Raw genomic sequence first — 26844 nt, forward strand, 5'->3', positions numbered from 1 at the left:
CCCCCCGGTGCGGACGCCGGGGTGCTCCAATGTCAGGAGCCGTCCCTGGCAGCAGAGTTGATCACATGATGCTGCGTTACGCCCTCCAGACCGTCCGGCACCGCAAAGCCGGGTTCCTCGGCGCCTTCGTCACCCTCCTGTGCGCGGCGGCCCTGATCACCGCCTGCGGCACCCTCCTGGAAACGGGACTCCGCGGAAAGATCGCCACCGAGCGTTACGCGGCCGCGCCGGTCGTGGTCTCCGCCGACCAGAACGTCCACGAGACGACGGTCAAGGAGAAGAAGGGCAAGACCAAGACGAAGCACAAGGCCAAGCCCGTCGCCGAACGGGCCTGGCTGCCGGCCGCCACCCTGGACACCGTCCGCGCCGTGCCCGGCGTCGAGCGGGCCGTGCCGGAACTCACCTTCCAGGCCGTCCCCCTGGTCAAGGCCCCGCTCGACGGGAAGCTCTCGTACGGGCACGCCTGGACCTCGGCGGTCCTCACCCCCTTCACGCTCGGCGAGGGCCGCGCGCCGCGCGGCGGCGACGAGATCGTCGTCGACCGTGAACTCGCCGCCCGGGCCGGGCTCAAGACGGGCGACCGGCTGACCGTCCAGGCCACGGGCGAGCCGAAGACGTACCTGGTGAGCGGGGTCGCGGGCACCGGTGACGGTGGCGGGGGCAGTGGAGGCGGCGCCCTCGGCGGCCTCGGCCGGCAGCACTCGCTGTTCTTCGCCGACGCCGAGGCCCAGCGGCTGGCCGCCCGCGAAGGGCAGGTCAGCGCCATCGGGGTACTGCCCGCGCCCGGCGTCGACGCGGGCGAGCTGGCCGGACGGGTCGGGCGGGCCCTCAAGGGCACCACCGCGCTGGTCGCCCACGGCGACGGGCGGGGGCCCGTCGAATTCCTCGACGCGGCCGGAGCCCGGGTCAAGCTGGTCTCCATGGGCGGTGCGATGGGCGGCACCTCGCTGCTCGTGGCGATCCTGGTCGTCGTCGGCACGTTCGCCCTCTCCGTCCAGCAGCGCCACCGCGAACTCGCCCTGCTGCGCGCCATCGCCGCCACCCCCCGGCAGCTGCGGCGCCTGATCGGCCGGGAGGCGCTGCTCGTCGGCCTGGCCGCCGGGGTCGCGGGCGCCGTCGCCGGACTGCCGCTCGCCGCCTGGCTGCACGGCCGGTTCATCGAGACCGGGGCCATCCCCGCCACCTTGGAGCGCACCGCCGGGATCTTCCCGATGTTCGCCGCCGTCGGCGCCAGTCTGCTCGGCGCCTGGGCGGCGGCCCGGATCACCGCGCGGCGCATCGCCCGGATCCGCCCGGCCGAGGCGCTGGCCGAAGCCGCCGTCGAGCGCGGGCGGCCCGGCTGGATCCGGCTCGCCGTCGGCGGGCTGCTGCTGGCCGGCGGGGCGGTGCTGGTCGTCGTACTCGGCTCGCTGCGCACCGAGCCGGCGTCGACCCCGGTGACGTTCCTCGCCGTGGTGGTCCTGGCGGGCGCCGTCTGCCTGCTCGGCCCGCTGCTGGTCCGGGCCGCGACCGCGCTGCTCGCCGGACCGCTGCGGCTGGCCGGCGCGGGCGGCCACCTGGCCACCGCGAACCTGCGTGGCAACGCGACCCGGATGGCCTCCGCCGTCACCCCGCTCACCCTGCTGATCGGGATGACCTGCACGGTGCTCTTCGTCACGCCGACGCTCGGCGGCGCGGCCCGGGCGCAGGCGCGCGAGGGCATCCGGGCCGAGTGGGTGCTCGCCGCGCAGGGGCCGGGGGTGAGCGGGGCCGCCGCCGAGAAGATCCGGCGGACCCCCGGGGTCACCGCCGCGACCGAGATCACGCACACCTCGGTACGGGTGGGGCTGGCCAAGTACGCGGCGCAGGGCGTCACCCCGGCCGGGCTGGAGCGGACGTGGGACCCGGCGGTGACGAGCGGGAGCCTGACCGGGTTCGGGGAGCGCAGCGCGGCGGTGAGCGAACTGGCCGCCGACCAGCTGGGGCTCAAGCCGGGGAGCTCGCTGAAGCTGACGCTGGGGGACGGGACGCCGGTGACGCTGACGGTGGCCGCCGTGTACGCGCGGGGGCTGGGCTTCGGGGATCTGACGCTGCCGCACGGGCTGGTCGCCGGGCATGTCGACAATCCGCTGGCGGGCAGCGTGCTGGTGGCGGCGGAGCCGGGGGTCGGACGGGAGCGCCTGGCCGCCGCGGTGGCGGGGTTCGCCGGGGTCGCGGTGCTGTCGGCGGCGGAGGCGGACGGGGCGCGGGCCGAGCGGCAGGCCGCCGGGGCGGAGATCAACCTGCTGGCGATGGGGCTGGTGCTGGCGTTCACCGCCATCGCGGTCGTCAACACGCTGGCGATGTCGACCGCCGAGCGGCTGCGGGAGTTCGCGATGCTGCGGCTGGCCGGGGCGAAGCGGAGGCAGGTGCGGGGGATGCTGCGGGCGGAGGCGGTGGCGGTGCTGCTGATCGGGGTGGTGCTGGGGTCGGGGATCGCGCTGGCCGTACTGACCGCGTTCAGTGTCGGCATGACGGGCGTGGCGGCGCCGGCGGTGCGGCCGGTCGCCTACGCGGTGGTCGTGGGCGTGGCGGGGCTGCTGGCGCTGGGCGCGACCGGGGTTCCGGGGCGGCTCGCCCTGCGGGTACCTCCGGTGGGGGTGGCGATGTCCAAGGCCTAGCCGAGGCCGGTACGGGGCCTCCCGCCCGCGTCCGCCCCGGACCCCGTGTCCGGGGCTGCTTCACCGCTGGGTGGGGGCGGGCCCCGGGCGGGGGCTGTTCCGCCGTCGGGTGGGTGGTGTGCGCACCGGGCCGGGGTTGCTGCGCCGTTGGGCGGGGGTGGGGCTGGCCACGGGGCTGGCGTTCCTTCGACGCTGGGTCGTGGCGGGTGGCGGGTGGCAGGTGGCAGGTGGCAGGTGGCGGGCCCGGCCGGGCGGGGTGGGGCGGGCCTGCGGCGCTGCTCCCCGCCCCGCCCTTTCTCCGTTTCCCGGGCTCTGCCCGGACCCGCCCTGGGGCTCCGCCCCAGCCCCCGCGCCCCAGCCCCCGCGCCTCAGCCCCCGCGCCTCAAACGCCGGCGGGGCTGGGGGTCCCCTGGCGGGGCTGGGGCGGAGCACCCAGGGGGTTCAGGGCGTCCGGGGTTTGAGGAGGACCGGGAGGCCGGTGGATTTCCAGGACTGGAAGCCGCCCTCCAGGTCCGTTGCCCGGTGGAGGCCCAGGGCGTGGAGGGAAGCAGCGGCCAGCGTAGAGGCGTAGCCCTCGTTGCAGATGACGATCACCTGGAGGTCGTGGCTCGTCGCCTGCGGGGTGCGGTGGGAGCCCTGCGGGTCCAGGCGCCATTCGAGTTCGTTGCGCTCGATCACCAGCGCGCCCGGGATCAGCCCGTCCCGCTCGCGCAGCGCCTGGTAGCGGATGTCCACCAGGAGCGCGCCCCGGCGGGAAGCGGCGTACGCGGCTTGCGCGTCGACGCGGGTGTACGTCTCGCGGACCCGGTCGATCAGGGCGTCGATGCCGGTCGGCGCGGCGGCGGCGCTCACTGCCAGTCCGCCGGGCGCTCGACGTGCTCCAGGGTGAGCACCGGGCCGCTGCGGCTGTAGCGGCGGATCAGCGGGAGCGGCGGGTAGTACGCGTGCACCGAGACCGCGTGCTCGGTCGGGGACTCGTTGAGCACCTCGTGCACGTGGTGCTCGGAGAAGCCGCGGGCCGCCCCCTGCGGCAGGCTCCGCTCCCGGTCCACGTCGGCGGCGAGCACCAGGCTGCGCCAGCCCTCCGAGGGCAGCCGCACGGCCAGCGAGTGCTCGGTGAGCCGGCCCCGGGCGGTCGCGAACGCGCCCCGCGACTCGGCGTGGTCGTGCCAGCCGGTGCCGGTGCCCGGCGGCCAGCCGATCAGCCAGGCCTCGCTGCCGCCGGGCCCGTCGAGCCGGATCCACGTGCGGCCCTCCGGGTCGAGGGGCAGCGAGTCCACGATCTCGGGGTCCGCGGCGGTGCGCAGGGCGAAGGAGAGGAGTTCGGCGGTGGTGGGGCCCGCGGAGACACGGGTGGGCGCAGGGGCAACAGACATGGAATGACCGTCCTGGGGGTTCGCGAAGGTGCGCGCGGGCCCGGCAGAGCAGTGCAGGGCAGCGGTGCGGGGCACGGGGCGCGCGGAGGAGAGGGCGAATCAGCAGGAAGGGCGACACACGCAGCCCGCGTAGCGGAGCAGGTCCATGTGAACCCTCCGCCACAGGCGTACGTCGTTGCCGGTCATGTCCGCGAGTGAAGCACGAGGACGGGATACGGGTCAATCGATCAAGCGGGTGGAGCAATCGCGGAGGTGGCAGGAGCCGCCGGAGTGGCGGGAGTGGCTGGAGTTGACGATGTGGCCGAGGCCGGCGCGCCCGCGCGGACGGTGTCCGCCGCCTCGTAGAGCTCGGCCGGCCGCACCCCGGCGAAGGTCGCCGCCAGGTGGCCGTCCGGCCGTACGAGGAGCACGGTGTGCGCCGGCGCCCCCGGGTAGCTGTCGGCGACCAGCAGTTCGGCCCTGACCGGCAGCGCACTGACCGCCGCCGCCAGCCGGGGCATCAGCCCGGCGCCCAGCCAGTGCCGCCGGTCCCACACCCCGGTGCCCGGGGCGACCAGGAGCACCAGCAGCCGGCCCCGCCCCAGCAGGTCGCGCAGCGGCACCGTGGACCCGTCGGGCGCGGTCACGGGAACGTTCGCCACCGGGCCGCCCGGCTCGGTGGCGGTCGGCACCTCGCGCACCGCGACCGGCGGGCCGTACGTCGGGGCCGCGCCGAGCGGGCCGCGCCCCAAGTGGCCGTCGGTGAGCAGGGATTCCGCGGAGCGTGCGGCTCCGGGGAGGTAGGTGCGCAGTCCACCGCCGCTGCGCAGGGCCGGCATCGCCTGGTCGGCGGCGCGCAGCCGGGCCGCGACCGCCCTGCGCCGCTCGTCCTCGTACCCGTCGAGCAGCGCCTCGGAGGCCCCCTGGTGCCAGGCCAGCGCCAGCTTCCAGGCCAGGTTCTCGGCGTCCCGCAGCCCCTCCTCGACGCCCTGGGTGCCGAGCGCGCCGAGCAGGTGCGCCGCGTCCCCGGCGAGGAAGGCCCGGCCGTCGCGCCAGCGCCGGGCGAGCCGGTGGTGCAGGGTGTGGACGCCGGTGTCGATCAGTTCGTACGGGGGCGTCGTGCCACCGCACCACGTCGCCAGGGTGTCGCGGATGAGGGTGACCAGCGCGTCGGGGGTGACGAGCTCGCCGCGCGGCGGAAGCAGCCAGTCCAGCCGCCACACCCCGTCGGGCAGCGGCCGCGCGGTGACCTCGTCGGGGGCGCGGCGGTGCAGCAGGGCCTCGCCGGGCCACGGCAGCTCGGTGCGCAGCGCGGCCACGGCGTGCCGCTCGACGGCGGTGCGGCCCGGGAAGCGGATGCCGAGCAGCTTGCGCACGGTGGAGCGGGCGCCGTCGCAGCCGACCAGGTAGCTCCCGCGCCACCAGGTGGTCTCGGCGCCCTTGGTGTGCGCGGTGACGCCCCGGCCGTCCTGCTCCAGGGAGTCGAGTTTGCTGTCGGGGACCAGCTGGACGAGGGGGTGCGCGGCGGCGGCGTCGCGCAGCCCGCGCGTGAGGGCGTGCTGCGGCAGGTGCAGCGGCGCCGGGTGGTCCTCGAAGGTGACGCGCTGGGTGTCACGCCCGCGCCGCAGGGTGCGCCAGGCGGCGTAGTACGCGCCCTCGTCGCGCAGTGTCGTACAGCCCAGCCGGTGGGCCATGGCCGCGGTGTCGGAGTGCAGCACGACGGTTCGGGCGGGCCGGGGCTCGTCCTTGCCGGGGCCTTCGTCGAGCACGACGCAGGGCACGCCCGAGCCGGCCAGGGCCAGGGACAGGGAGAGTCCGACGGGCCCTGCGCCGACGACGATCACCGGGTCCATGACGCGGCTCCCGATGTCCGGTATGTGATCACAGAAGGTATGCAACCGACTGGAGGTGCCTGCGTCAAGTGACGCCGGTCGCGACAATGCCGTGTGGTGCGACGGAAGAGATCCGCCGCACCACACGTGTCACGCCAGTGTACTGACCGGGTGTCAGAGAGCTGGGATCAGGGAGCCTCGCCCACACCCGCGGCGCCGCCCGCGTCGACTTCGGCCACGTCGCCGCCGACGACCGCGCCGGTGGTCTTCTGCGACTTGCGCTGACGGCTCTCCAGGAAGGAGGCCACGGAGGTGAGCGCGAAGTTCACCACGATGTAGATCAGCGCGATGACCGTGAACGTCGCGATGGTGTTGCTGTAGTTCGCGGAGATCTGCCGGGCCATCGAGAGCAGTTCGGCGAGCCCGAGCAGGGTGCCGCCGAGCGCCGTGTCCTTCAGGATCACCACGAGCTGGCTGACCAGGGCCGGCAGCATCGCGGTGACCGCCTGCGGGATCAGGACGTGGACCATGACCTGGCCCTTGCGCATGCCGATCGCCTTGGCCGCGTCCGTCTGGCCGCGCGGCAGGGACAGCACGCCCGCCCGGACGATCTCGGCGATGACCGCGGAGTTGTACAGCACCAGGCCGGTGACCACCGCGTACAGCGGCCGGACGTCGGAGGAGACCGTCGAGAACTGCACGTACAGGGCGCTGCCGAAGAGCATCAGCATCAGCACCGGGATGGCGCGGAAGAACTCGACGAACGCGCCGACCGGGACGCGCACCCAGGCGTGGTCGGACAGCCGGCCGATGCCGAGCAGCGCGCCCAGCGGGAGGGCGATCACGACGGCGATCACACCGGCCTTGAGCGTCTCCAGCAGGCCGGGGATCAGGAACGTCGTCCAGATCTGGCTGTCGGTGAGGAAGGGGCTCCACTTGTCGGCTTCGAGCTGGCCCTTCTCCGACATCAGGCCCAGGGCCCACCACAGGACGAGCGCGAACGCGACGACGAAGACACCGGAGTAGATCCAGTTGCGGATCTTGGCCTTGGGGCCCGGGGTGTCGTACAGAACGGAGCTCATCGCTTCACCGCCACTCGCTTGGCCACCCAGCCCAGCAGGAGGCCGGTGGGCAGGGTCAGCAGGACGAAGCCGAGGGCGAAGACCCCGAAGACGGCGAAGAGCGCGTCCGCCTCGTTCTCGATCATTTCCTTCATCAGCAGGGCCGCCTCGGCCACGCCGATGGTCGCCGCCACCGTGGTGTTCTTGGTGAGGGCGATCAGTACGTTGGTGAGCGGCGCGATGACCGCCCGGAAGGCCTGGGGGAGCACGATCAGCGTGAGCACCTGGAAGAAGCTCAGGCCCAGCGCGCGCGCCGCCTCCGCCTGTCCCACGGGCACGGTGTTGATGCCCGAGCGCAGTGCCTCGCAGACGAAGGTGCCGGTGTAGGCCGTCAATCCGAGAACGGCCAGCCGGAAGCCGGTCTCCTTGAACGTGCCGCCGCCCAGCGTGATGCCGAGGGTCTCGCTCAGACCGAGCGAGCACGCGATGACCAGCAGGGTCAGCGGGGTGTTGCGCACCACGTTGACGTAGGCGGTGCCGAAGCCGCGCATGAGCGGGACCGGGCTGACCCGCATCCCGGCGAGGACGGTGCCCCAGATCAGGGATCCGGCCGCCGAGTAGAGGGTGAGCTGAACCGTCACCCAGAAGGCTCCGAGCACGTCGTACTGCCCAGAATCAAGAAAATCGAACACGATGCCCTGCGCTCTCCCCAGGATGGCCGGCGAGGGGCGCCGCCGCCCGTGACAGGCGGGCGGCGACGCTCCTCACCGAGGAATCAGCTGCCTTCGGTGATCTGCGGGGCAGGCTCGTTCTTGTAGTTGGCCGGGCCGAAGTTCTTCTTCACGGCCGCCTCCCAGGCGCCGTCCGCGACCATCTTCTTGAGCGCGGCGTTGATCTTGGTCTGGAGCTCCTTGTCGCCCTTCTTCAGACCGATGCCGTAGTTCTCGTTGCTCAGGCTCAGCCCGACCAGCTTGAACTTGCCCTTGTTCTTGTCCTGCGCGGCGTAACCGGCCAGGATCGAGTTGTCCGTGGTCAGCGCGTCCATGGACTTGCTCTCCAGGCCGGTGAGGCACTCGGAGTAGCCCGCGGACTCCTTCAGGTCGGCGTCGGGCGCCAGCTTGGTCTTGACGTTCTGCGCGGAGGTGGAACCGGCGACCGAGCAGAGCTTCTTCTTGTTGAGGTCCTCGGCCTTGGTGATGCTGTTGTCGTCGGCGCGGACCAGCAGGTCCTGGTGCGCGAGGAAGTACGGGCCGGCGAAGTCGACCTTCTCCTTGCGCTTGTCGTTGATCGAGTAGCTCGCGACGACGAACTTCACGTCGCCGTTGGAGATGAGGTTCTCGCGCTCGGCGCTGATGGCCTGCTTGAACTCGATCTGGTTGGGCTCGTAACCGAGCTCCTTGGCCACGTACGTCGCGACGTCGACGTCGAAACCGGTGAACTTGCCGTCCGGGGTCTTCAGGCCCAGACCGGGCTGGTCGAACTTGATGCCGATGACGACCTTGTTCCCCTTGGCGCCACCGGACGCGCCGCCGTCACTGGCCTTGTCGCTGCTGCCGCCGCACGCGGTGGCCGTCAGTGCGAGGACGACGGACACGGCCGCGGCCGCACCGGCCTTGAAGAGCTTCATGATGAACTTCCCTCGGATGAGACGTAGTTGAAGGATGAGGCGAGTGCGACGGGTGCACCGCCGACCGCATCGCTGCGGCAGTGATCCGCCAACGGATTCACTACCAGACGAAACCGTCAGTGGTGCAGGATCTTCGACAGGAAGTCCTTGGCGCGGTCACTGCGCGGGTTGCTGAAGAACTGCTCGGGCGCGGCCTCTTCGACGATCTTTCCGTCGGCCATGAAGACGACCCGGTTGGCCGCAGAGCGGGCGAAGCCCATCTCGTGCGTGACGACCACCATCGTCATGCCCTCGGCGGCGAGCTGCTGCATGACCTCCAGCACCTCGTTGATCATCTCCGGGTCGAGGGCCGAAGTCGGCTCGTCGAAGAGCATCACCTTCGGCTCCATGGCCAGCGCGCGGGCGATCGCCACGCGCTGCTGCTGGCCGCCGGAGAGCTGCGCCGGGTACTTGTCGGCCTGCGAGCCGACGCCCACCCGGTCCAGCAGCGCCTGCGCCTTCGCGTGGGCGGTCGACTGCTCCGTCCCGCGGACCTTCAGCTGGCCCAGCATGACGTTCTGCAGCACCGTCTTGTGCGCGAACAGGTTGAACGACTGGAAGACCATGCCGACATCGGCGCGCAGCCGGGCCAGTTCCTTGCCCTCGGCGGGCAGTTCCTTGCCGTCGAGCGTGATGGTGCCCGAGTCGATGGTCTCCAGTCGGTTGATGGTCCGGCACAGTGTGGACTTGCCCGATCCCGAGGGACCGATCACCACGACGACCTCACCGCGGGCAATGCTCAGATCGATGTCCTGAAGCACGTGCAGCGCGCCGAAGTGCTTGTTGACGTTGCTCAGTACGACCAGGTCGTCCGCGGCGCCGGCCGCGTCCTGCACGTCCTTGGTCACTGATACTCCGCTCATCGGCTCTTGCTCCGTCCTCCTCGGTTGGGAGGACAGTAGTGAGAGGTCGCGCACAGCGTCATCACATCTGAGGGAGAATTGAGCATAACGATACGGCCTCGCCCGGATACGCTCCGTGGGCACGCCCGGCCGTGGAGCCGCGCGGGGAGTACCGGGTGCGTAACGGAAGGCGCGCCGGACCGGAACCCCCTTGACGTGGGACTCTCCATCGGTATGGATGCAGGGTGGCCTGTGAACGGAACGTGAACGGGCCGCAGCGACACACTCGCGGATCCCGACGACCTCGAAGATCCTCAGACCTCGAAGAAGACCACGGAAGGGGGACGCAGTGAGACTGCTGCTCGTCGAGGACGACGACCACGTCGCCGCCGCCCTGTCCGCGATCCTGGCCCGGCACGGCTTCCGGGTGACGCACGCCCGCAACGGCGAGGAGGCCCTCCAGGCCCTGCTCCCCGCCGACGCCCCGCCCTTCGGTGTCGTCCTGCTCGACCTCGGCCTGCCCGACCAGGACGGCTACGAGGTCTGCGGCAAGATCCGCAAGCGCACCAGCACACCCGTGATCATGGTGACCGCGCGCGCCGACGTGCGCTCCCGGATCCACGGCCTCAACATGGGCGCCGACGACTACGTGGTCAAGCCCTACGACACCGGCGAGCTCCTCGCCCGGATCCACGCCGTCGCCCGGCGCACCGGAGCCTCCGAGGACGCCGCCGCCGGGACGGCCGGGGCCGGCGAACCCGGCGTGGTCCGGCTCGGGCCCGTCAGCATCGAGCTGCCCACCCGCCGCGTCAGCGTGGACGGCGCCGACGTACCCCTCACCCGCAAGGAATTCGACCTGCTGGCCCTGCTCGCGCAGCGCCCCGGCGTCGTCTTCCGCCGCGAGCAGATCATCAGCGAGGTGTGGCGCACCAGCTGGGAGGGCACCGGGCGGACCCTGGAGGTCCACGTCGCCTCGCTGCGCTCCAAGCTGCGCATGCCCGCGCTCATCGAGACCGTCCGAGGGGTGGGCTACCGGCTCGTCACCCCGGCCGCCTCCTAGCGGCCCCTGCCGTGCGCGCCAGGCTGCTCCCGCTGCTCGTCATCCTCATGGCGGGCGTCCTGGTCGCGCTCGGATTCCCGCTCGCCGTCGCCCTCGCCGCCGGACAGCAGCAGCGCGTCGTCGTCGACCGGATCGACGACAGCGCCCGCTTCGCCGCACTCGCCCAGTTCGTCATCGACGCGGAGGGCTCCGGCGCCTCCGGCGCCGACGAACGCCGCAAGACCCTCCAGCAGGAACTCGCCCGCTACCAGGAGCTGTACGGCATCCGGGTGGGCGTCTTCTACCGCGACGACAACGCCATGGCCCGGTCGCCCGGCTGGTGGCAGCTGCCCTCCTCCAAAGACGGGCGGCGGGCCTTCGAGGAGGCCCTCGCCGGACGCCGCAGCCACGACCCCGGCCAGGTGTGGCCCTGGCAGACGCACGGCAAACTCCTCGTCGTCTCCCCGGTCGTCCTCGACGGGGACGTCGTCGCCGTCGTCGCCACCGAATCACCCACCGACCAGATGCGCGCCCGCATCCTGAACGGCTGGCTGCTCATCGTCGCCGGTCTCGGCGCCGCCATGCTCCTCGCCTTCGGCGCCGCCCTGCGGCTGACCACCTGGGTGCTCAAGCCCGTACAGACCCTGGACGCCGCCGCCCACGGCATCGCCACCGGGCGGATGAACTCCCGCGTCGCCGCGGCCGGCGGGCCTCCGGAACTCAGGCGCCTGGCCCGCTCGTTCAACGAGATGGCCGACAACGTCGAAGAGGTACTGGAACAGCAGCGGGCGTTCGTCGCCGACGCCTCCCACCAGCTGCGCAACCCGCTCGCCGCCCTGCTGCTGCGCATCGAGCTGCTCGCCCTCGAACTCCCCGAGGGCAACGAGGAGATCGCCTCCGTACGCACCGAGGGCAAACGCCTCGCCCAGGTCCTCGACGACCTGCTCGACCTCGCGCTCGCCGAGCACGCCTCCGCCGAGATCAGCCTGACCGACATCGGCGCCCTGACCGCCGAGCGGGTCGCCGCCTGGCGGCCCTTCGCCGAGGAGAAGGGCGTACGGCTCACCGAGACGGGCCGGGCCGCCGTCACCGGCTGGGCCGACCCCATCGCCCTGTCCAGCGCGCTCGACGCCGTCATCGACAACGCCCTCAAGTTCACCCCTGAGGGTGAGGAGGTCGAGGTGTCGGTCGCCGGCGAAGGACGCTCGGTGCTCGTCGTGGTCGCCGACCGGGGCCCCGGGCTGACCGAGGAGGAGCTGCTGCGCGTCGGCGACCGCTTCTGGCGCAGCGGCCGCCACCAGAACATCAAGGGCTCCGGGCTCGGCCTGTCCATCTCCCGCGCGCTGCTCGCCGCCGGCGGCGGATCCCTCTCCTACGAGAAGAACCCGCCGCACGGGCTGCGGGTGACGGTGTCGGTGCCGCGCACCGACCCGCACCCCACCTGAGCGACCGAGCGCCCGCCCGCCCCGCTGTCAGGTCCAGGCGAGGGTGGTGGCGGACGGGGCGGAGAGGGCGTACAGCTCGTCCACCGCGCGGACCTCGAAGGCGGCCGCCGTTTCCCCGGACGCGCGGTCGACGGCGGGGAGGTGGAGCGCGGCGGCGCAGGTGCCGCCGAGGAAGCGGCGGGTGCCGTCGGGGAGGACGCGGGACACCTCGTAGTGGCGGACCGGCCCGGGGGAGCGGTGCCAGGCCAGCCGGAGCGAGGCCCTGCCGTTCTCCTGGGCCGAGGCGGTCACCGTCAGGGCACCTGGCGGGGCCGGTTGCCGCCGGGCGGGCGCGTCGTGCAGCGACAGGGCTCCGAGCCGCCATGACACCGGTGTGTTCCCGGCCGGGGTGATCCGTACGGCCAGGGCGTGGGCGGTGGTGCCGGGTGGGGAGGAGATCCGGAACCGGGAGGTCTGCCAGCCGTTCGTGGTGCCGGACGCCTCCGGTTTCCGCCAGGCGTACGGGACGGGGGCGCCCGGTGCGGACGGCTCGCGGGTGGCCACGCCGATCTCCACGGTCACCGCGCCCGACTCCGTCGCGTGGACCAGCTCCAGCACCGTGGCGCCGGTCAGCGGGACGCGGGTGCGGTGCAGCCCGACGACGGCAGGCGCGGTGAGCCGGCCCGCCACCAGCAGGCTGGAGCCGCCGCGCCAGGCCCGCGCGAAGTCGAGGGTGACGGAGGGGCGTTCCCCGGCCGTGTCCACCACCCAGCGCCGCCCCGGCAGGCGGTCCTGGAGCCCGAGGTGGTTCCACGGGGCGTCGGAGGTGATCTCGCCGCCCTCGTACCAGCGCTCCCCGTGCCCGGTGTTGAAGGCGCAGGCGAACGGGAGCGCGGTGACCGTCGAGCGGTCGGCGACGGCGGTGGCGGGTGCCCGCCAGGCCGCCCCGGGCGCGGGCCGGGCCGGGTCCAGGGACTCGCCCGTCCAGAACCGGTCGTCGGCGCGGTGGAAGGCGCCCGGGGAGCGGTCGGTGAGGTGGTTGCGGGTCCACTCGGGACGGTAGAAGCCGAAGCTGACCACGTGCCGGCGATCGCGCGGGACGAAGGCGTCCCAACGGACACTGGAGTCCCAGCCGTTGGACTCCGTGTCCACGGCCGCCCACAGCTCGTACCGGCTCCGGCCGAGGCGGTCGGCGAGCGCGCCCGAGGCGGCCAGCGACCGGGGCGTCCAGCGGAAGTCCACGAACACGCTGTCCGCGACCCGGCCCGCCCGGTCCTCGAAGAACTCCTGGTTCAGGGCGTTGAGCGCGCCCTGCCAACCGACGCGCCCGGTGCTGTTCATGGCGTCGTACCAGGTGATGCGCAGGCCGTGCGGGGCGCCGGCCGCCCGCAGGGCGCGCAGGAACTCCCGCATCCGGGTGGCGAGGGCGCTGTCCCCGCCGTCGGTCTCGGCGTTGACGAACCAGCCGTCGAACCCGTACGTCCGCGCCACCTGTACGAGCTTCTCGGCGACGGGGAACCGGCCGAGCGCGTCCCGCTGGACCAGGTCCCGCGTCCAGCGGAGGTCGCCCCCGTACGCGACGGGCGGCAGGAAGACGTTGCCGAGCACCGGGACCCCGTTGCGGTGCGCGGCGTCGACCACGGGCGCGTTCGGGGCGAGCACGATGCCCTCGCCGGAGGAGCCGCCCCAGAACACCAGCTCGTCGAGGTACGCCCAGTGCGTGAGCGCGTAGTAGTCGGCGGTCGGGGAACCCTGGGAGGGGTTGCGCGAGGTCGGCCCGAAGGAGACGAGCGAGGCGATGCGAGCCTGCCCGGCGCGGGCGCCGGGGTGCGCGGGCACGGGCGTGAAGCGCGGCGCGAGCGGGACGGTCGCGGTGTTGTGGGCGAGGTCCGGGTCCGACTCCGGACTCCAGCGCAGCAGCGAGCGCCACACGATGCCGGGGCCGGGGGTCCCGCTCGGGAGCGAGTCGGGGAACCAGTAGGAGGCGTACGGGGCCAGGTCGGGCAGGGCGGCCGGAGCCACCGGGGTGACCTCGGGCGGGGCCGGGGCCGGGGCTGCTGTGGCGGGGGCTGCGGTGGCAGGGGCCGCGGAGGCGGTGGCCGCGCCCGTCGCGCCGAGGAGTGCGGCGGCCCCCGCCCCGGCCGCGGCGGCGAGCACCCCGCGCCGGGTCTGCGGTGCGGGGGGTGCCGGGGGCACCAGGCCGGCCGGGCTCGTCGGTCTCGTCGGGCTCGGGCTCGGGCTCGGCGGGTTCGGCGGGTTCGTTCTGCTCGGCGTACTGCGGGGCGGGCGTATCGAGCGGGCGGTGCGAGGTTCGGCGCCGTTGCCGGTCTCGGACATGCGGGCTCCTCGATGAGGGGTGCGGGTCGGGGTGCGGGTGGGGGTTCGCGATCGGGGTGCGGGTCGGGTGCGGGGTGCGGGGTGCGGGTCCGGGTCGGGGCGAGGGGTGGAAGGGACCGGTCAGGTGACGTCGGGCACGCGCAGCACCTCGGTGATGCCCCGCGCGGACAGGTGGGCGCGGTCCTCGGCCAGCTCGGCCAGCACCACCGCCGGGCGGACCCCCTCGGCGGTCAGCGCCGCCCAGGCCTCGAAGAACGCCCCGCCCGGCGCGCACACCGAGCGCCGCGGCGCCGTCTGCGCCCCGCCGACGTCGACGGCGAGCGCGGTGGTCCGTACGGCGGGGCGGTGCTCCCGGCCCCGCCACTCCCCGGCGACGCGGGCGACGGCCGCCCCGGCGGGCTTGACCGCGCGGCCGTTGGTGAGCAGGCCGAGCCCGTACTCCAGCTCGGGGAAGTCCGCGAGGTCCCGCGACACGTCGTGCGAGCACCACCAGGTCACGCCCCACAGGTCCGCGCAGTCCAGCGCGCCCGCCAGGGTGGCCCGGGTGAACTCCGCCGCGTGCTCCGCCGGGATCAGCGGCGCGGGCGCCCCGACCTCCTGGAGCCACACCGGCCGGTGCGGGTCGCGCGCCCAGGCCTTGGAGAGTTCGATCAGGTACGCGGCATGGTGCTCGGTCGCCGTCCCGGTGCGGCCGTGGCGCTGGGCGGTGCCGTTGAACACCCAGGAGTGCACGGCGGTCGCGGCCCCGAGCCGGGCGGCCTGGGCGACGGTGAACGGGTGCCCGTCCTGGTACCAGGCGGCGTCGTACGCGGCGTGCAGGTGGAACCGCCCCGGGGCGCCCTTCTCGCAGGCGGCGAGCATCCTTTCGAGCCACCGGCCGGCCTGGTCCGGGGTGATCCGGTCGGGGGAGGGGTGCGGGGCGTCGGAGAACTGGTTGACCTCGTTCCCGACGGTCATGCCGAGGAAGTTGGGCCGGTCCGCGAGGGCGGCGGCCAGCGTGCGCAGGTACTCCTCCTGACCGGCGATCACGTCCGGGTCGGTGAAGAGGTTCCGGCGGTGCCAGGTCGTGGTCCACGCGGGCAGGAAGTCGAAGCTCGACAGGTGCCCCTGGAGGCCGTCCGCGGCGACGTCGAGGCCGCGTTCGGCGGCCGCGTCGGCCAGCGCCACGAGCTGCTCGACGGCGCGCGGCCGGATCAGCGCGCGGTTCGGCTGGAACACCGGCCACAGCGGAAAGACCCGGACGTGGTCCAGGCCGAGCGCGGCGATCGAGTCGAGGTCGGCCCGCACCTCGTCGAGGTCGAAGTCGAGCCAGTGGTGGAACCAGCCGCGGGTCGGGGTGTAGTTGGCGCCGAAGCGGAGCGGACGAGGGGTGACTTCGTCGTGCATAAGGCGTCCTGGAGTTCTGGAGTTCTGGGACTCTCGGGTTCGGAGACTCTCGGGTTCTGGGACTCTCGGGTTCTGGGACTCTCGGGTTCTGGGACTCTGGGGAATTCGCCGGGTGACGCACAACCTGCCGGGTGCCACGAGGTAAGTCAACAGGGCCTCAGAAGGCGGAACTTATGCGCTTCAGCGCCGTTGACAGCAGGGCTCATGGCCTCTCAAGCTGAGAGAGCTAATGCGGTTTAGTTTTGCTGCCACGAGAAAGTGTGCGGAATTGGACAGCGGTATTTCGGTCACGGCGGTCACCACGCCCGCCCTCTTTACCGGCTCCGCGGAATCCCCCGCGCAGGTGGTCCGCGTGCGGATCCGCAGGGAGCGCCCGGCCGGCCCGCTGTACGTGACCGTGCACGGCCCCGGGATCACCACCCCGCACCCGCGCATCATGCGGGCCGAGGCCGTCGAGGCCGGGGCAGAGGCCGGGGCTGAGGCGGGGGCTGAGGCGGGGGCGGGGCCGGGTACCGGCGCCGCGGAGTCCACCGTCGAGGTGGCCGTCCGTACCGGCGACGCCGAACCGGGGGCGCTGCTCCCCGCCACCGTCCGGGTCGCCACCCCCGACGGCCGCCCCCTGGCCGAGCTGCCGTTCCGCCTGACCGTCGCCGAGCCCGGCTGGACCGTCCGGCTCGTCCCGCACTTCCACTACGACCCCATGTGGTGGAACACCCAGGCCGCCTACACCGCCCTGTGGGACGCCCCGCCGAAACCCGGCGAGCCGGAGCGAGGCTGGGAGTACACCGGGGTCCCCGCCTTCACCCTGATCCCGCTCCACCTCCAGCAGGCGCGCGAGGACCCCGCGTACCGCTTCGTGCTCTCGGAGGTCGACTACCTCAAGCCGTACTGGGACAGCCACCCCGCCGACCGCGCCGAGCTGCGCGCGCTGATCGCCGAGGGCCGCGTCGAGATCGTCGGCGGCACCTACAACGAGCCCTCCACCAACCTCACCTCGGCCGAGAGCACCGTCCGCAGCGCGGTCCACGGCCTGGCCCTGCACCGCGGCACCCTCGGCGCCGACCCGCGCACCGCCTGGCAGCTCGACGTCTTCGGCCACGACCCCTCGTTCCCCGCCCTGATGGCCGGCGCCGGACTCGACTCCGCCGTCCTCGCCCGAGGCCCGCACCACCAGTGGGGCCCGATGGCGGACCGCTGGGGCGACCCCCTCCGGGCTCCCACCGCCATGCAACTGCCCTCCGAGTACGAGTGGATCGCGCCCGACGGCACCGGACTGCTGCTGCACTACCTGCCCGCGCACTACTCCGCGGGCTGGTTCTCGCACCGGGCCCCGGACGCGGAGAGGGCCGCCGAGCAGTTGCTGGAGCTGTACGAGCTGCTGCGCACCCGGGCCGCGACGCGGAACGTCCTGATTCCGATGGGCACCGACTTCTCGTGGCCGCACCGCTGGGGCCTGGACGTGCAGCACGCCTGGAACCGCCGCTACCGCTGGCCGCGCATGGAGCACTCCGGCCCGCGCGGCCACTTCGACGCCGTCCGGGCCGAGCTGGCGGCGCGCGGGGAGCGGCCGCTGCCGGTGACGCGGGAGATGGGCCCGGTGTACACCGGCAAGGACGTCTCGTACATCGACGTGAAGCAGGCCCACCGCGCCGCCGAGAACCTCCTGGAGCAGGCCGAGACGTTCGCCGCGCTGGCCTGCGCGGAGGGGCTGCTGGACTACCCCGCGCAGACCCTCGCCAAGGCCTGGCGGCACCTGCTGCACGCCGCGCACCACGACGCCGTCACCGGGACCTTCTCCGACCAGGTGTACCTGGACCTGCTGCCGACCTGGCGCGAGGCGCACGACCTGGCGGACGCCGTACGGGAGGAGGCGCTGCGGGCGCTGACGGCCGCGGCCGACACCCGGAGCCCGGCGGCGGCCCCGCCGTGCCTGCTCGCGGTGACCGTGTTCAACCCGGTGTCGTGGACGCGGACCGACCTGGTCCGTACGACGGTGGACCTGGCGGCCCTCGGGATCCGGGGCGGGGGCGGAGACAGGGACGGGGACGGGGGCGGAGGACGGGGCCGGGACGTGGGCCCGTACCCGTACCTGGACCCGTACCCGGACCCACGGCGTGTCACCCTGCGTGATGACACCGGCCGGGACGCGCCCGTCCACGTCGAGGCCGTGAGCGGCGGGGTGGCCGAGGTGGTGTTCCTGGCCCGGGAGGTCCCGCCGCTCGGCCACCGCACGTACTGGCTGCACGCCTCCGGCCGGCCGGTTTCGGGCGGCTGGGAGCCCGCCGACGGCCTCGTCGCCGAGAACGCCCGCTTCCGGGCCGAGGCCGACCCGGCGCGCGGCGGCGGCCTCGCCCGGCTGCGGGACCTGCGCACCGGGCAGGAGCTGTTCACCCCGGGGCAGGTGGACGAGCTCGTCGTGCAGGAGGAGTACGACCGGCACCCCTTCTTCGAGGAGGGCCCCTGGCACCTGCTGCCCAAGGGCCCGGGCACCGGTTCGGGCGACGCGCCCGCCGAGTCCTGCCGCGTCGAACGGGGACCGCTCGGCGCGCGGATCGTGGCCACCGGGCGCACCGGCGCGGTCCGCTGGATCCGCACCACCACCCTGTGGGACGGCCTGGACCGTGTGGAACTGACCACGACCGTGCGGGAGTTCCAAGGGCGCGACCAGCTGCTGCGGCTGCGGATCCCGGCCGATGTGCCGGGGGCGCTGCCGGTGGCCGAGACGGCCGCGGCCGCCGTGGGGCGCGGCTTCGCGTTCCCCGAGGCGGACGCGGGGGCGGATCACACCCGGGCCCCGTGGACGCTGGACAGCCCCTGCCTCAACTGGTTCGCGCTGTCGGCGCCGCTGTGCGTGGGCGGCCGGGCGGTCGGCGCGGCCGAGATCGTGCTCCCGGACTCCGGAACTCCGCCGGGCCTGCGGGAGTTGGTGACCGCGCTCGGCCGTCGCGGGGTCACCGCCACCCCGACCCGGCCCGGCGGGCCGCGCTGGGGCGACCTGGCGGTGGACAGCAGCCTCCCGGACCTGCGGATCGCGCTGGGCGGGCCCGAGCGGAACGCCTTCACGGCGGAGGTCCTGGCGACGGCCGACCCCGCCTACGCCCAAGCCGTACGAGAGCACGCGCGGGTCTGGATCCCGGCCCGGGCCCCTCTTCGCGAGCTCTGGGAGCCCGGCTGTGACCTGACCGGCTTCCGTGACCTGCCGGTCCTGGTGATCCCCGGGTCACCCGAAGACCTCGCCCCGGCCCTCGCCTGCGACGGCCCGCTCGAAGCGGTGGATCCGCTGCCCGGTCCCGCCGCGCGCGGGGAGACGTACGCGGGCCGGACCGTCGGGATCCTGGTCAAGGGCACGCCCGGCTTCGCGGTGGACACCTCGGGCCGGCTTCACGGCAACCTGATGCGCTCCTGCACCGGCCGTCCCGCCGGGGCGTGGATGGACCCGCCCCGGCGCACCGCCCCGGACGGCAGCTCCTTCCAGCTCCAGCACTGGACCCACGTCTTCGAGCACGCCCTGGTCGCGGGAGCCGGGGACTGGCGGGAGGCCGATCTGGTCCGCCGGGGGCGGGAGTTCAACAAGCCCCTCACCGCCGTGGTCGCCGTGCCGGGGGCGGGCCCGAGGCCGGGCGCCCGCTCGCTGCTGGCGGTGGAGCCGGCCGACCGGGTGCTGATCGAGGCGGTGAAACGGGCCGAGGGAACGCGTGGTGACGCTGCCCTGGCGGTCCGGCTGCGCGAGACGCACGGCCGTCCCGCCGCCGCCCGGGTCTCGCCGGCATGGCCGACCGCGGGAGCCGCCGCCGTCGGAGCCGCTGCCGCTGCCGTCGGAGCCGCCGGATCTGCTGGAGCCGTCGGAGCCGTCGAGGCCGACCTGCTGGACCGCCCGCGCGGCCCCTTCGCGGGCGGTGTCGGCGCCGCCGCCACGACCACGCTGCTGCTGCCCACGCCCTCCGGCATGCCGCTCCGCACGGACGAACGGGAGCCCGGCCGACCGGTGTTCAGCCGCTACTGGCTGCACAACACGGGCACGGCCCCGCTCGGCGACGCCCCGTACACGGTGATGTGCGATGGCACGCCTTCGGAGGTGGTGGTCACCCTCGCAGCCCACGGCGGCGCGACCCCGCCGGCCGGCGGCCCGGTCAGGCTGGAGGTGCGGGTGCCCGGGGGGTGGCGGGCCTCCTGGACCCACCGCACCGCCGATCTGCCGCCCGGCGGCCATCTGCGGCTGCCGCTGGCCGTCGTACCCGCCGCCGGCGCCGAGCCCGGTGAGCACCTGGTCCGGGTCGTCGCCGCCACCCCGGCCGGGGAGTTCGAGGACGTGCTCGCGGTGACCGTCCCGGGCGACCCCGCCGCGGCGGAGGTCCCCGCGCTGTGGGTCGAGGCGGACCCCGGGGTCGAAGTCGCCCCCGGGGCGCGGGCCTTCGTACGGGTCCGGGTCGGCAGCACCGGCATCCGGAGCCCGCTCACGGGTACGGCGTACGCGCTCTCCCCGTACGGCAGCTGGCAGCTGGTGGGGCCCGCCGCCCAGCCCCTGCACGTCCCGGCGGACCGCCCGGCCGAACTGGAATTCGTCCTCGCCCCGCCGCCCGGCACCCCTCCCGGGAGCTACTGGACGGCGGTCAAGGCGGTCTGCCAGGGCAGGATCGCGTACGGTCCCGCCATCGCAGTCCGCGTCACCGAGGGATGAGGCAGGCATGGCCCGCAGACCCACCATCAAGGACATCGCCCGGCAGGCCGGGGTGTCGGAGAGCGCCGTGTCCTTCGCGCTCAACGACCGCCCGGGCGTCTCCCAGGACACCCGCGCCCGGATCCGCCGGGTCGCCGAGGAACTCGGCTGGCAGCCCAACAGCGCCGCCCGCGCCCTGTCCGGGGAGCGCTCCGGGGCGGTCGGCCTCGTCCTCGCCCGGCCCGCCCACACCCTCGGTGTCGAGTCCTTCTTCCTCCGACTGGTCTCCGGCATACAGGAGGTGCTCGCGGCCGGCCGGATCGCCCTGCTCTTCCAGGTGGTGGAGGACATCGACGCCGAATGCGCGGTCTACCGGCGCTGGTGGGCCGAACGCCGCGTGGACGGAGTCCTCGTCGTCGACCCGCGTACGGATGACCCGCGCCCTGCCCTGCTCGAACAGCTGGCGCTGCCCGCGGTGCTGGTCGGCGGCGCGGGCGGCGGCGCGCACTCCTCGGTCTGGGCGGACGACGCCCGGGCCATGACCCGGGTCCTGGAACACCTCCACGCGCTCGGCCACCGCCGGATCACCCACATCGCCGGCCTGCCCGGCCTCGCCCACACCGCCCGCCGGATGGCCTCGCTGCGCACCGAGGCGGCGCGGCTCGGCCTCGGCCCCGACCGGGTGCGCTCCGTCGTCACCGACTACTCCGACGCGGAGGGCGCCGCGGCCACCCGCCGGGTCCTGGCCGAGCCCGAGCCGCCCACGGCCCTCGTCTACGACAACGACGTGATGGCGGTGGCCGGCAGCGCCGTCGCCGCCGAGCTGGCCATCCCCGTCCCCGACCGGCTCTCGATCGTGGCCTGGGACGACTCCGCGCTCTGCCGCGTCACCCACCCCCGGCTCACCGCCCTGGTCCGGGACACCGCCGCCTTCGGTCGGCTCGCCGCCGAGGAACTGCTCTCGGTGCTCGCCGGGGGCCCGCCCCGGGTCCGGGAGGCCGAACAGCCGCGACTGGAACCCCGCGAGAGTACGGCGCCGCCGACGGCCGCATACTGAGTTCCGTCCCTCATCTGGAGCGCCTCCGTGACCCCTTCCACCTCCGCCGTCCCCGACGTCCCGGGCTCCGCCCCGGCCGAGGGCCTGACGGTGGCGATCGACATCGGCGGCACGAAGATCGCCGGTGCGCTGGTGCACCCCGACGGCACGATGACGGCCACCACCCGCCGCCCGACCCCCCGGGGCGTGGACGGCGACGGGGTGTTCGCCGCCGTCGCGGAGGTCGTCGCGGAGCTGGCGCGATCCCCACTCTGGGTCTCGGCGGTCCGCTGCGGTGTCGGCAGCGCGGGCCCGGTCGACACCTCGCGCGGCACTGTGAGCCCGGTGAACATCGGGGCGTGGCGCGACTTCCCGGTCCAGGAGCGGGTCTCGGCCGAACTGGCCCGGCACGGCGCCGCCGTTCCCACGGTCCTGGCCGGGGACGGAGTGGCGATGACCGCGGCCGAGCACTGGCTGGGCGCGGCCCGGGGCCACGCGAACGCCCTGTGCATGGTGGTCTCCACCGGCGTCGGCGGCGGGCTGATCCTGAACAACCAGCTCCACCCCGGCCCCACGGGCAACGCGGGCCACATCGGCCACATCAGCGTCGCCTTCGACGGGGAGCGCTGCGTCTGCGGCGGGCACGGCTGCGTCGAGTCGATCGCCTCGGGCACCGCCATCGCCCGCTGGGCCCTCGCCCAGGGCTGGACCCCGGCCGCGGACGCCACGGCGGCGGGCGTGGCGGCCGCTGCCGAAGCCGGGGACCCGGTCGCGCTGGCCGCCTTCGACCGCGCGGGCCGCGCGCTGGCCGCCGCCATCGCGGCCACCGCGACCCTGGTCGAGACGGACATCGCCGTCATCGGCGGAGGGGTCGCGGCCTCGGGGGAGACCCTGTTCGGTCCGATCCGGGCGCACCTGGGCTCGTACGCCACGCTGTCGTTCGTGCGGGACGTCCGGGTGGTACCGGCCTCGCTCGGCACCCACGCGGGGCTGATCGGGGCGGCGGCCGCGGCCCTGAGCCTGTTGCCGGGATAGTTGGCGGGATAGAGGCCCGGCCTGGCCTCAGCCCTACGGCTTGACGGAGCGGTAGTACCGCCCGGCGCCCTCGTGCAGGTCCAGCGGGTCCGTGTAGATCGCCGTCCGGAGGTCCACCAGCTGCGCCGCGTGCACCTCGTGCCCGATGCGGTCCCGGCTCAGGATCACCGTGCGGGTGAACTGCTCCGTCAGCTTCGGGTCGGTCGCGGCCGTCGTGACCAGCAGGTTCGGCACGGCCACCGTCGCCACCGCCGAGGTGTTGCGGGCCCGGCCGTAAGCGTCCTGCGGCATCACCGCCGCCCGGTAGTACCGGGCCGGGCTGCCGCCCGCCTGAAGCCGCTCCACCAGGTCGCCCAGCTGCACGAGGCGGATGTCGAACCGCTCCGACAGCTCCCGCACGGCGTTCGTGGGAAGCCCGCCGGACCAGAAGAACGCGTCGATCCGGCCCGCCTCCAGCTCCGCGGGCATGGTGTCGATGCCGATGGACACCGGCTTGATGTCCCGCGCCGGGTTCAGCTTGGCCGCCGTGAGCAGCCGGTCCGCGATGAGCCGCACCCCGGAGCCGCTCTGGCCGACCGCGACCCGCTTGCCCTTGAGGTCCGCCGTCGACTGCACCGGCGACCCGGCGGGCACCACAAGCTGCACGTAGTCGTCGTAGAGCCGCGCGCAGCCGCGCAGCGCCTCCGCGCCCGGCTTCCCGTCGGCCCGGTACTTGGCGACCGCGTCCGCCGTCGCCACCGTGAAGTCCGCCTGCCCGGCGGCGACCCGCTGGAGGTTCTGCTGCGAGCCCTCGCTCGGCTCCAGCCGTACGTTCACCCCGGGCATGTCCGTCGCGAGTGCCTGCTGGAGCAGTTCGCCGTAGAGGTGGTAAACGCCGGTACGGACGCCCGTGCTGAGGGTGAGATCGCCCTTCAGCTCCGGCTCACCGAAGGGTTTCAGCCACCACAGCAGCGCTGCGAGGACGGCCAGCACGACGACCAGACCCCGCAGGACGCGGCGCCTGCTGATCCGGGGCAGTACGAGGTGCATGGCCGCGATCCTGCCAGCCCCCCGCCGTCCTGTCACGGCCAGCCCCACCCGGCCCCCGCCCCCAGCGCCCTGGCACGGGCTGTGGGGCCCCGCCCCGAGCGCTCCGGTCGGGGCTGCGGGGGCGCGGAGCTCGTTGGGCTTGCTGTCCCGGCGGAGATGCCCGTTTCGGTCGGCTGGCAGGGGCCTCTGGTGCCCGGGCGCGGGGGGCCGGGTCAGGGGTGCCGGCCCGCCGCATCCGCCCGGTCCGGCCCGGGGGCGGCGCCCGCGCTCCGTGTGCGGAGTCGGGTGAGCAGGGTTCGGGCGGCCGGGCCCGACGGGCCGTCCGTGCGCCAGGCCAGTGCGACCCGGGCGCTCAGGGCGGGCTCGGTGATCCGTAGCGCTCGTAGGTCCGCGCCCGCCGCGGACTCGGCGCCAGCGGGGACGACCGCGACCCCGAGCCCCCGCGCGGCCAGCCGCACCAGCACCGCGGGCGCGGCCGCCTCGAAGTCCACCCGGGGGCCGAATCCGGCCTCCGCGCACGCGCGCTCCAGGACCCCGCGCAGCCCGGTCCCGCGCGGCAGGCAGATCAGCGGGCGCCCGCTCAGCGCCGTCAGCGCAATCTCCCCGTCCAGGGACGCCCGTACGAGCGGATCGTCCGGCCGCACCGCCGCGACCAAGGGCTCGGCGAGCACGACCTGCACGGAGATCCCGGCCGGCGGCTCCCCGTCCAGCCCGATCACCGCCAGATCCAGTTCGCCCCGCCGCAGCCCGGCCAGCATCCGCTCCGAGGTGTCCTCGGCCAGCGCGATCTCCACCTCGGGGTGCGCGTCATGGAAGTCGCCGAGCACCCCGATCACGTCCAGGCCGTCCACCACCGCCCCGGCCGCCCCCGGGATCAGCCCGACGGACACCCGCCCCCGCAACAGGCCGGACACCTCCTCGGCCGTCCGCCGGATCCCCTCCACCGCCGCCAGCGCGGCCCGCGCGTACGACAGCACCGCCTCGCCCGCCTCCGTCGGCGTCACCCGCCGCCCGGACCGGTCCAGCAGCCGCAGCCCCAGCTCCCGCTCCAGCCGCCGCACCTGGGCGCTCACCCCCGGCTGCGACACGTGCAACCGGGCCCCGGCCCTGGTGAAGCCGCCCTCCTCGACCACCGTCACGAAATACCGCAGCTGGGCCAGTTCCATAATCAGAAATTCTAGATCGGAGAAGAACCCGCTCTTGGACTTATGCCCCTCGCCCCGCACACCCTGGGCCCATGACCGACATCGCCGCCGCCACCGCCGCCGAGCGCCGCGAACTGGCCGACGTACTCGACGCCCTCACCCCCGAGCAGTGGGACGCCCCGTCGCTCTGCGCGGGCTGGCGGGTGCGCGAGGTCGCCGCGCACCAGTCGATGGGCTTCCGCTGCTCCCTGCCCCGCCTCGCCGCCGAACTCGTCAGGGCCCGCGGCAGCCTGCACCGCATGACCGACCGCACCGCCCGCCGCGACGCGGCCGCCCTCACCCCGCGCGAGCTGGCCGCCCTGTTGCGGGACAACGCCGGCCACCCGTGGAAGCCCCCGGCCGGCGGCCCCACCGCGGGCCTCGCCCACGACGTCGTCCACGGCCTCGACGTCACCGTCGCCCTCGGCCACCCGCGCCGCGTCCCCGAGGACCGGCTCAGCCCCCTCCTCGCCGCCGTGAACCCGCGTGGCCTGCGGTTCTTCGGCGTGGACCTGACCGGCATCCGGCTGTGCGCCGACGACCTCGACTGGTCGTACGGCAGCGGCGTGACGGCCGGCGACCCGACGGCCGTCACCGTCCACGGACAGGCCCAGGACCTGCTGCTCGTCCTGTTCGGCCGCCGCCTCCCCGCGGGCCGGCTGCACGGGGGACCGGAGGGCTCCCGGGTACCACCTACCCTTGTTGCATGACCAGCAGCAGTGACCGGAGCCCGGCAGTGGACGTGGACGACGCGGACGTCGACGTCAAGGGAACATACGAGGTACGCACCTACGGGTGCCAGATGAACGTGCACGACTCCGAGCGACTCTCCGGTCTGCTGGAGGGCGCGGGCTACGTGCGCGCCCCCGAGGGCTCCGACGGCGACGCCGACGTCGTGGTGTTCAACACCTGCGCCGTCCGCGAGAACGCCGACAACAAGCTGTACGGGAACCTCGGCCGTCTCGCCCCGATGAAGACCAAGCGCCCCGGCATGCAGATCGCCGTCGGCGGCTGCCTCGCGCAGAAGGACCGCGACACGATCGTGAAGCGGGCCCCCTGGGTCGACGTCGTCTTCGGCACGCACAACATCGGCAAGCTGCCGGTCCTGCTGGAGCGCGCCCGTGTCCAGGAAGAGGCGCAGGTCGAGATCGCAGAGTCGCTGGAGGCGTTCCCCTCCACGCTCCCGACCCGCCGCGAGTCCGCGTACGCCGCGTGGGTGTCGATCTCCGTCGGCTGCAACAACACCTGCACCTTCTGCATCGTCCCGGCGCTGCGCGGCAAGGAGGAGGACCGCCGTCCCGGCGACATCCTCGCCGAGGTGGAGGCCCTGGTCGCCGAGGGCGTCTCCGAGATCACCCTGCTGGGCCAGAACGTGAACGCGTACGGCTCCGACCTGGGTGACCGCGAGGCGTTCTCGAAGCTGCTGCGCGCGTGCGGGCAGATCGAGGGTCTGGAGCGGGTCCGCTTCACCTCCCCGCACCCGCGCGACTTCACGGACGACGTGATCGCGGCGATGGCCGAGACCCCGAACGTGATGCCGCAGCTGCACATGCCGCTGCAGTCCGGCTCGGACCCCATCCTGCGCGCGATGCGCCGCTCGTACCGGCAGGAGCGCTTCCTCGGCATCATCGAGAAGGTCCGCGCCGCCATTCCGCACGCGGCGATCTCCACCGACATCATCGTGGGCTTCCCCGGTGAGACGGAGGAGGACTTCCAGCAGACGATGCACACGGTGCGCGAGGCGCGCTTCGCGAACGCGTTCACCTTCCAGTACTCCAAGCGTCCCGGCACGCCGGCGGCGGACATGGAGGGGCAGATCCCGAAGGAGGTCGTCCAGGACCGCTACATGCGGCTGGTCGCGCTCCAGGAGGAGATCTCCTGGGAGGAGAACAAGAAGCAGGTCGGCCGCACGCTGGAGGTCATGGTCGCGGAGGGCGAGGGCCGCAAGGACGGCGCCACCGACCGCCTCTCGGGGCGCGCCCCGGACAACCGCCTGGTCCACTTCACGAAGCCGGAGCAGGACGTCCGCCCGGGCGACGTCGTCACCGTGGACATCACCTACGCGGCTCCGCACCACCTGCTGGCGGAGGGCCCGACGCTGTCCGTGCGGCGGACGCGGGCGGGGGACGCGTGGGAGAAGCGCAACGCCGCTCCGGCGCAGCCGGCGGGCGTCATGCTGGGCATCCCCACCCTGGGCGTCCCGGCCCCCCTCCCTCCGACCACCTCGGGCTGCGCCATCCCGTCCTGACCACGCCGCTCGCCACGGGCGGAGAGCCGGGGCTGCGGGGTTGGGTCGGGTGGTGTGGGAGGCGGGCTCGGGAT

General features: G+C 74.1%; 20 protein-coding genes. 8 read left to right on the top strand and 12 right to left on the bottom strand.

Annotated elements, in window-relative coordinates:
• The first annotated feature begins 65 nt into the window (after positions 1–65).
• Entirely contained in the window at positions 66–2639 is a 2574-nt protein-coding gene (locus OG982_RS22850; protein WP_266783879.1) for an FtsX-like permease family protein, read from the top strand.
• A 441-nt stretch (positions 2640–3080) separates the two neighbouring features.
• On the opposite strand, the gene OG982_RS22855 is transcribed toward OG982_RS22850, so the two are convergent.
• From OG982_RS22855 to OG982_RS22885, 8 genes are all read right to left on the bottom strand, one after another.
• Positions 3081–3491 carry a rhodanese-like domain-containing protein gene (locus OG982_RS22855; protein WP_266783877.1) on the bottom strand — a complete coding sequence of 137 codons (411 nt, stop codon included), beginning with the start codon at positions 3489–3491 and terminating at the stop codon, positions 3081–3083.
• The gene (locus tag OG982_RS22860) at positions 3488–4015 is read right to left on the bottom strand and encodes a cysteine dioxygenase (RefSeq protein ID WP_266783875.1); all 528 of its coding nucleotides are present in this window, start codon (positions 4013–4015) and stop codon (positions 3488–3490) included. Before OG982_RS22860 ends, OG982_RS22855 begins: the two co-directional genes overlap by 4 nt.
• A gap of 99 nt (positions 4016–4114) precedes the next feature.
• Entirely contained in the window at positions 4115–4201 is an 87-nt protein-coding gene (locus tag OG982_RS31065) for a putative leader peptide (protein ID WP_311318651.1), read from the bottom strand.
• Between the two features lie 41 nt (positions 4202–4242).
• Entirely contained in the window at positions 4243–5847 is a 1605-nt protein-coding gene (locus OG982_RS22865; RefSeq protein WP_266783873.1) for an NAD(P)/FAD-dependent oxidoreductase, read from the bottom strand.
• A 167-nt stretch (positions 5848–6014) separates the two neighbouring features.
• Complete coding sequence (locus OG982_RS22870; protein ID WP_266783871.1) at positions 6015–6908, bottom strand: amino acid ABC transporter permease; 894 nt, start codon at positions 6906–6908, stop codon at positions 6015–6017.
• Positions 6905–7579 carry an amino acid ABC transporter permease gene (locus OG982_RS22875; protein WP_266783869.1) on the bottom strand — a complete coding sequence of 225 codons (675 nt, stop codon included), beginning with the start codon at positions 7577–7579 and terminating at the stop codon, positions 6905–6907. Before OG982_RS22875 ends, OG982_RS22870 begins: the two co-directional genes overlap by 4 nt.
• Positions 7580–7662: 83 nt before the next feature.
• The gene (locus OG982_RS22880) at positions 7663–8514 is read right to left on the bottom strand and encodes a glutamate ABC transporter substrate-binding protein (RefSeq protein WP_266783867.1); all 852 of its coding nucleotides are present in this window, start codon (positions 8512–8514) and stop codon (positions 7663–7665) included.
• Positions 8515–8630: 116 nt separating this feature from the next.
• Entirely contained in the window at positions 8631–9416 is a 786-nt protein-coding gene (locus tag OG982_RS22885; RefSeq protein ID WP_266783865.1) for an amino acid ABC transporter ATP-binding protein, read from the bottom strand.
• Positions 9417–9744: 328 nt separating this feature from the next.
• Here OG982_RS22885 and OG982_RS22890 point away from each other — a divergent pair, with 328 nt between their 5' ends.
• Together OG982_RS22890 and OG982_RS22895 are read left to right on the top strand one after the other, a co-directional pair.
• Positions 9745–10455, top strand: a complete 711-nt coding sequence (locus OG982_RS22890; RefSeq protein WP_266783863.1) for a response regulator transcription factor — start codon at positions 9745–9747, stop codon at positions 10453–10455.
• Between the two features lie 11 nt (positions 10456–10466).
• Entirely contained in the window at positions 10467–11879 is a 1413-nt protein-coding gene (locus OG982_RS22895; RefSeq protein ID WP_266783861.1) for a HAMP domain-containing sensor histidine kinase, read from the top strand.
• A 27-nt stretch (positions 11880–11906) separates the two neighbouring features.
• Here the strand turns inward: OG982_RS22895 and OG982_RS22900 are convergent, their stop codons facing one another.
• Entirely contained in the window at positions 11907–14195 is a 2289-nt protein-coding gene (locus tag OG982_RS22900; protein ID WP_266783859.1) for an endo-beta-N-acetylglucosaminidase, read from the bottom strand.
• 120 nt (positions 14196–14315) lie between these two features.
• Positions 14316–15581: a glycosyl hydrolase gene (locus OG982_RS22905; protein ID WP_266783857.1), complete on the bottom strand. Its 1266-nt coding sequence runs from the start codon at positions 15579–15581 to the stop codon at positions 14316–14318.
• 352 nt (positions 15582–15933) lie between these two features.
• On the opposite strand from OG982_RS22905, the gene OG982_RS22910 reads away from it, so the two are divergent.
• The 3 genes from OG982_RS22910 (at position 15934) to OG982_RS22920 (ending at position 22309) form a co-directional block, all read left to right on the top strand.
• The gene (locus OG982_RS22910; protein WP_266949185.1) at positions 15934–20259 is read left to right on the top strand and encodes an NEW3 domain-containing protein; all 4326 of its coding nucleotides are present in this window, start codon (positions 15934–15936) and stop codon (positions 20257–20259) included.
• Between the two features lie 7 nt (positions 20260–20266).
• Positions 20267–21295, top strand: a complete 1029-nt coding sequence (locus tag OG982_RS22915) for a LacI family DNA-binding transcriptional regulator (protein ID WP_266783855.1) — start codon at positions 20267–20269, stop codon at positions 21293–21295.
• Between the two features lie 84 nt (positions 21296–21379).
• Entirely contained in the window at positions 21380–22309 is a 930-nt protein-coding gene (locus tag OG982_RS22920) for an ROK family protein (RefSeq protein ID WP_266791780.1), read from the top strand.
• A gap of 33 nt (positions 22310–22342) precedes the next feature.
• On the opposite strand, the gene OG982_RS22925 is transcribed toward OG982_RS22920, so the two are convergent.
• Together OG982_RS22925 and OG982_RS22930 are read right to left on the bottom strand one after the other, a co-directional pair.
• Positions 22343–23338, bottom strand: coding sequence for a TAXI family TRAP transporter solute-binding subunit (locus tag OG982_RS22925; RefSeq protein ID WP_266783854.1), 996 nt, complete (start codon positions 23336–23338; stop codon positions 22343–22345).
• 212 nt (positions 23339–23550) lie between these two features.
• A complete protein-coding gene (locus OG982_RS22930; RefSeq protein WP_266783852.1) occupies positions 23551–24504 on the bottom strand; it encodes a LysR family transcriptional regulator in 954 nt (317 codons plus the stop codon).
• 71 nt (positions 24505–24575) lie between these two features.
• Between OG982_RS22930 and OG982_RS22935 the strand changes: the two genes are divergently transcribed.
• Both OG982_RS22935 and miaB read left to right on the top strand, forming a co-directional pair.
• A complete protein-coding gene (locus tag OG982_RS22935; protein ID WP_266783850.1) occupies positions 24576–25232 on the top strand; it encodes a maleylpyruvate isomerase family mycothiol-dependent enzyme in 657 nt (218 codons plus the stop codon).
• Positions 25229–26770: a tRNA (N6-isopentenyl adenosine(37)-C2)-methylthiotransferase MiaB gene (miaB, locus tag OG982_RS22940; protein WP_266783848.1), complete on the top strand. Its 1542-nt coding sequence runs from the start codon at positions 25229–25231 to the stop codon at positions 26768–26770. Before OG982_RS22935 ends, miaB begins: the two co-directional genes overlap by 4 nt.
• The last annotated feature ends 74 nt before the right edge of the window (positions 26771–26844 follow it).

This window comes from Streptomyces sp. NBC_01551 (assembly GCF_026339935.1).
Lineage (GTDB): Bacteria > Actinomycetota > Actinomycetes > Streptomycetales > Streptomycetaceae > Streptomyces.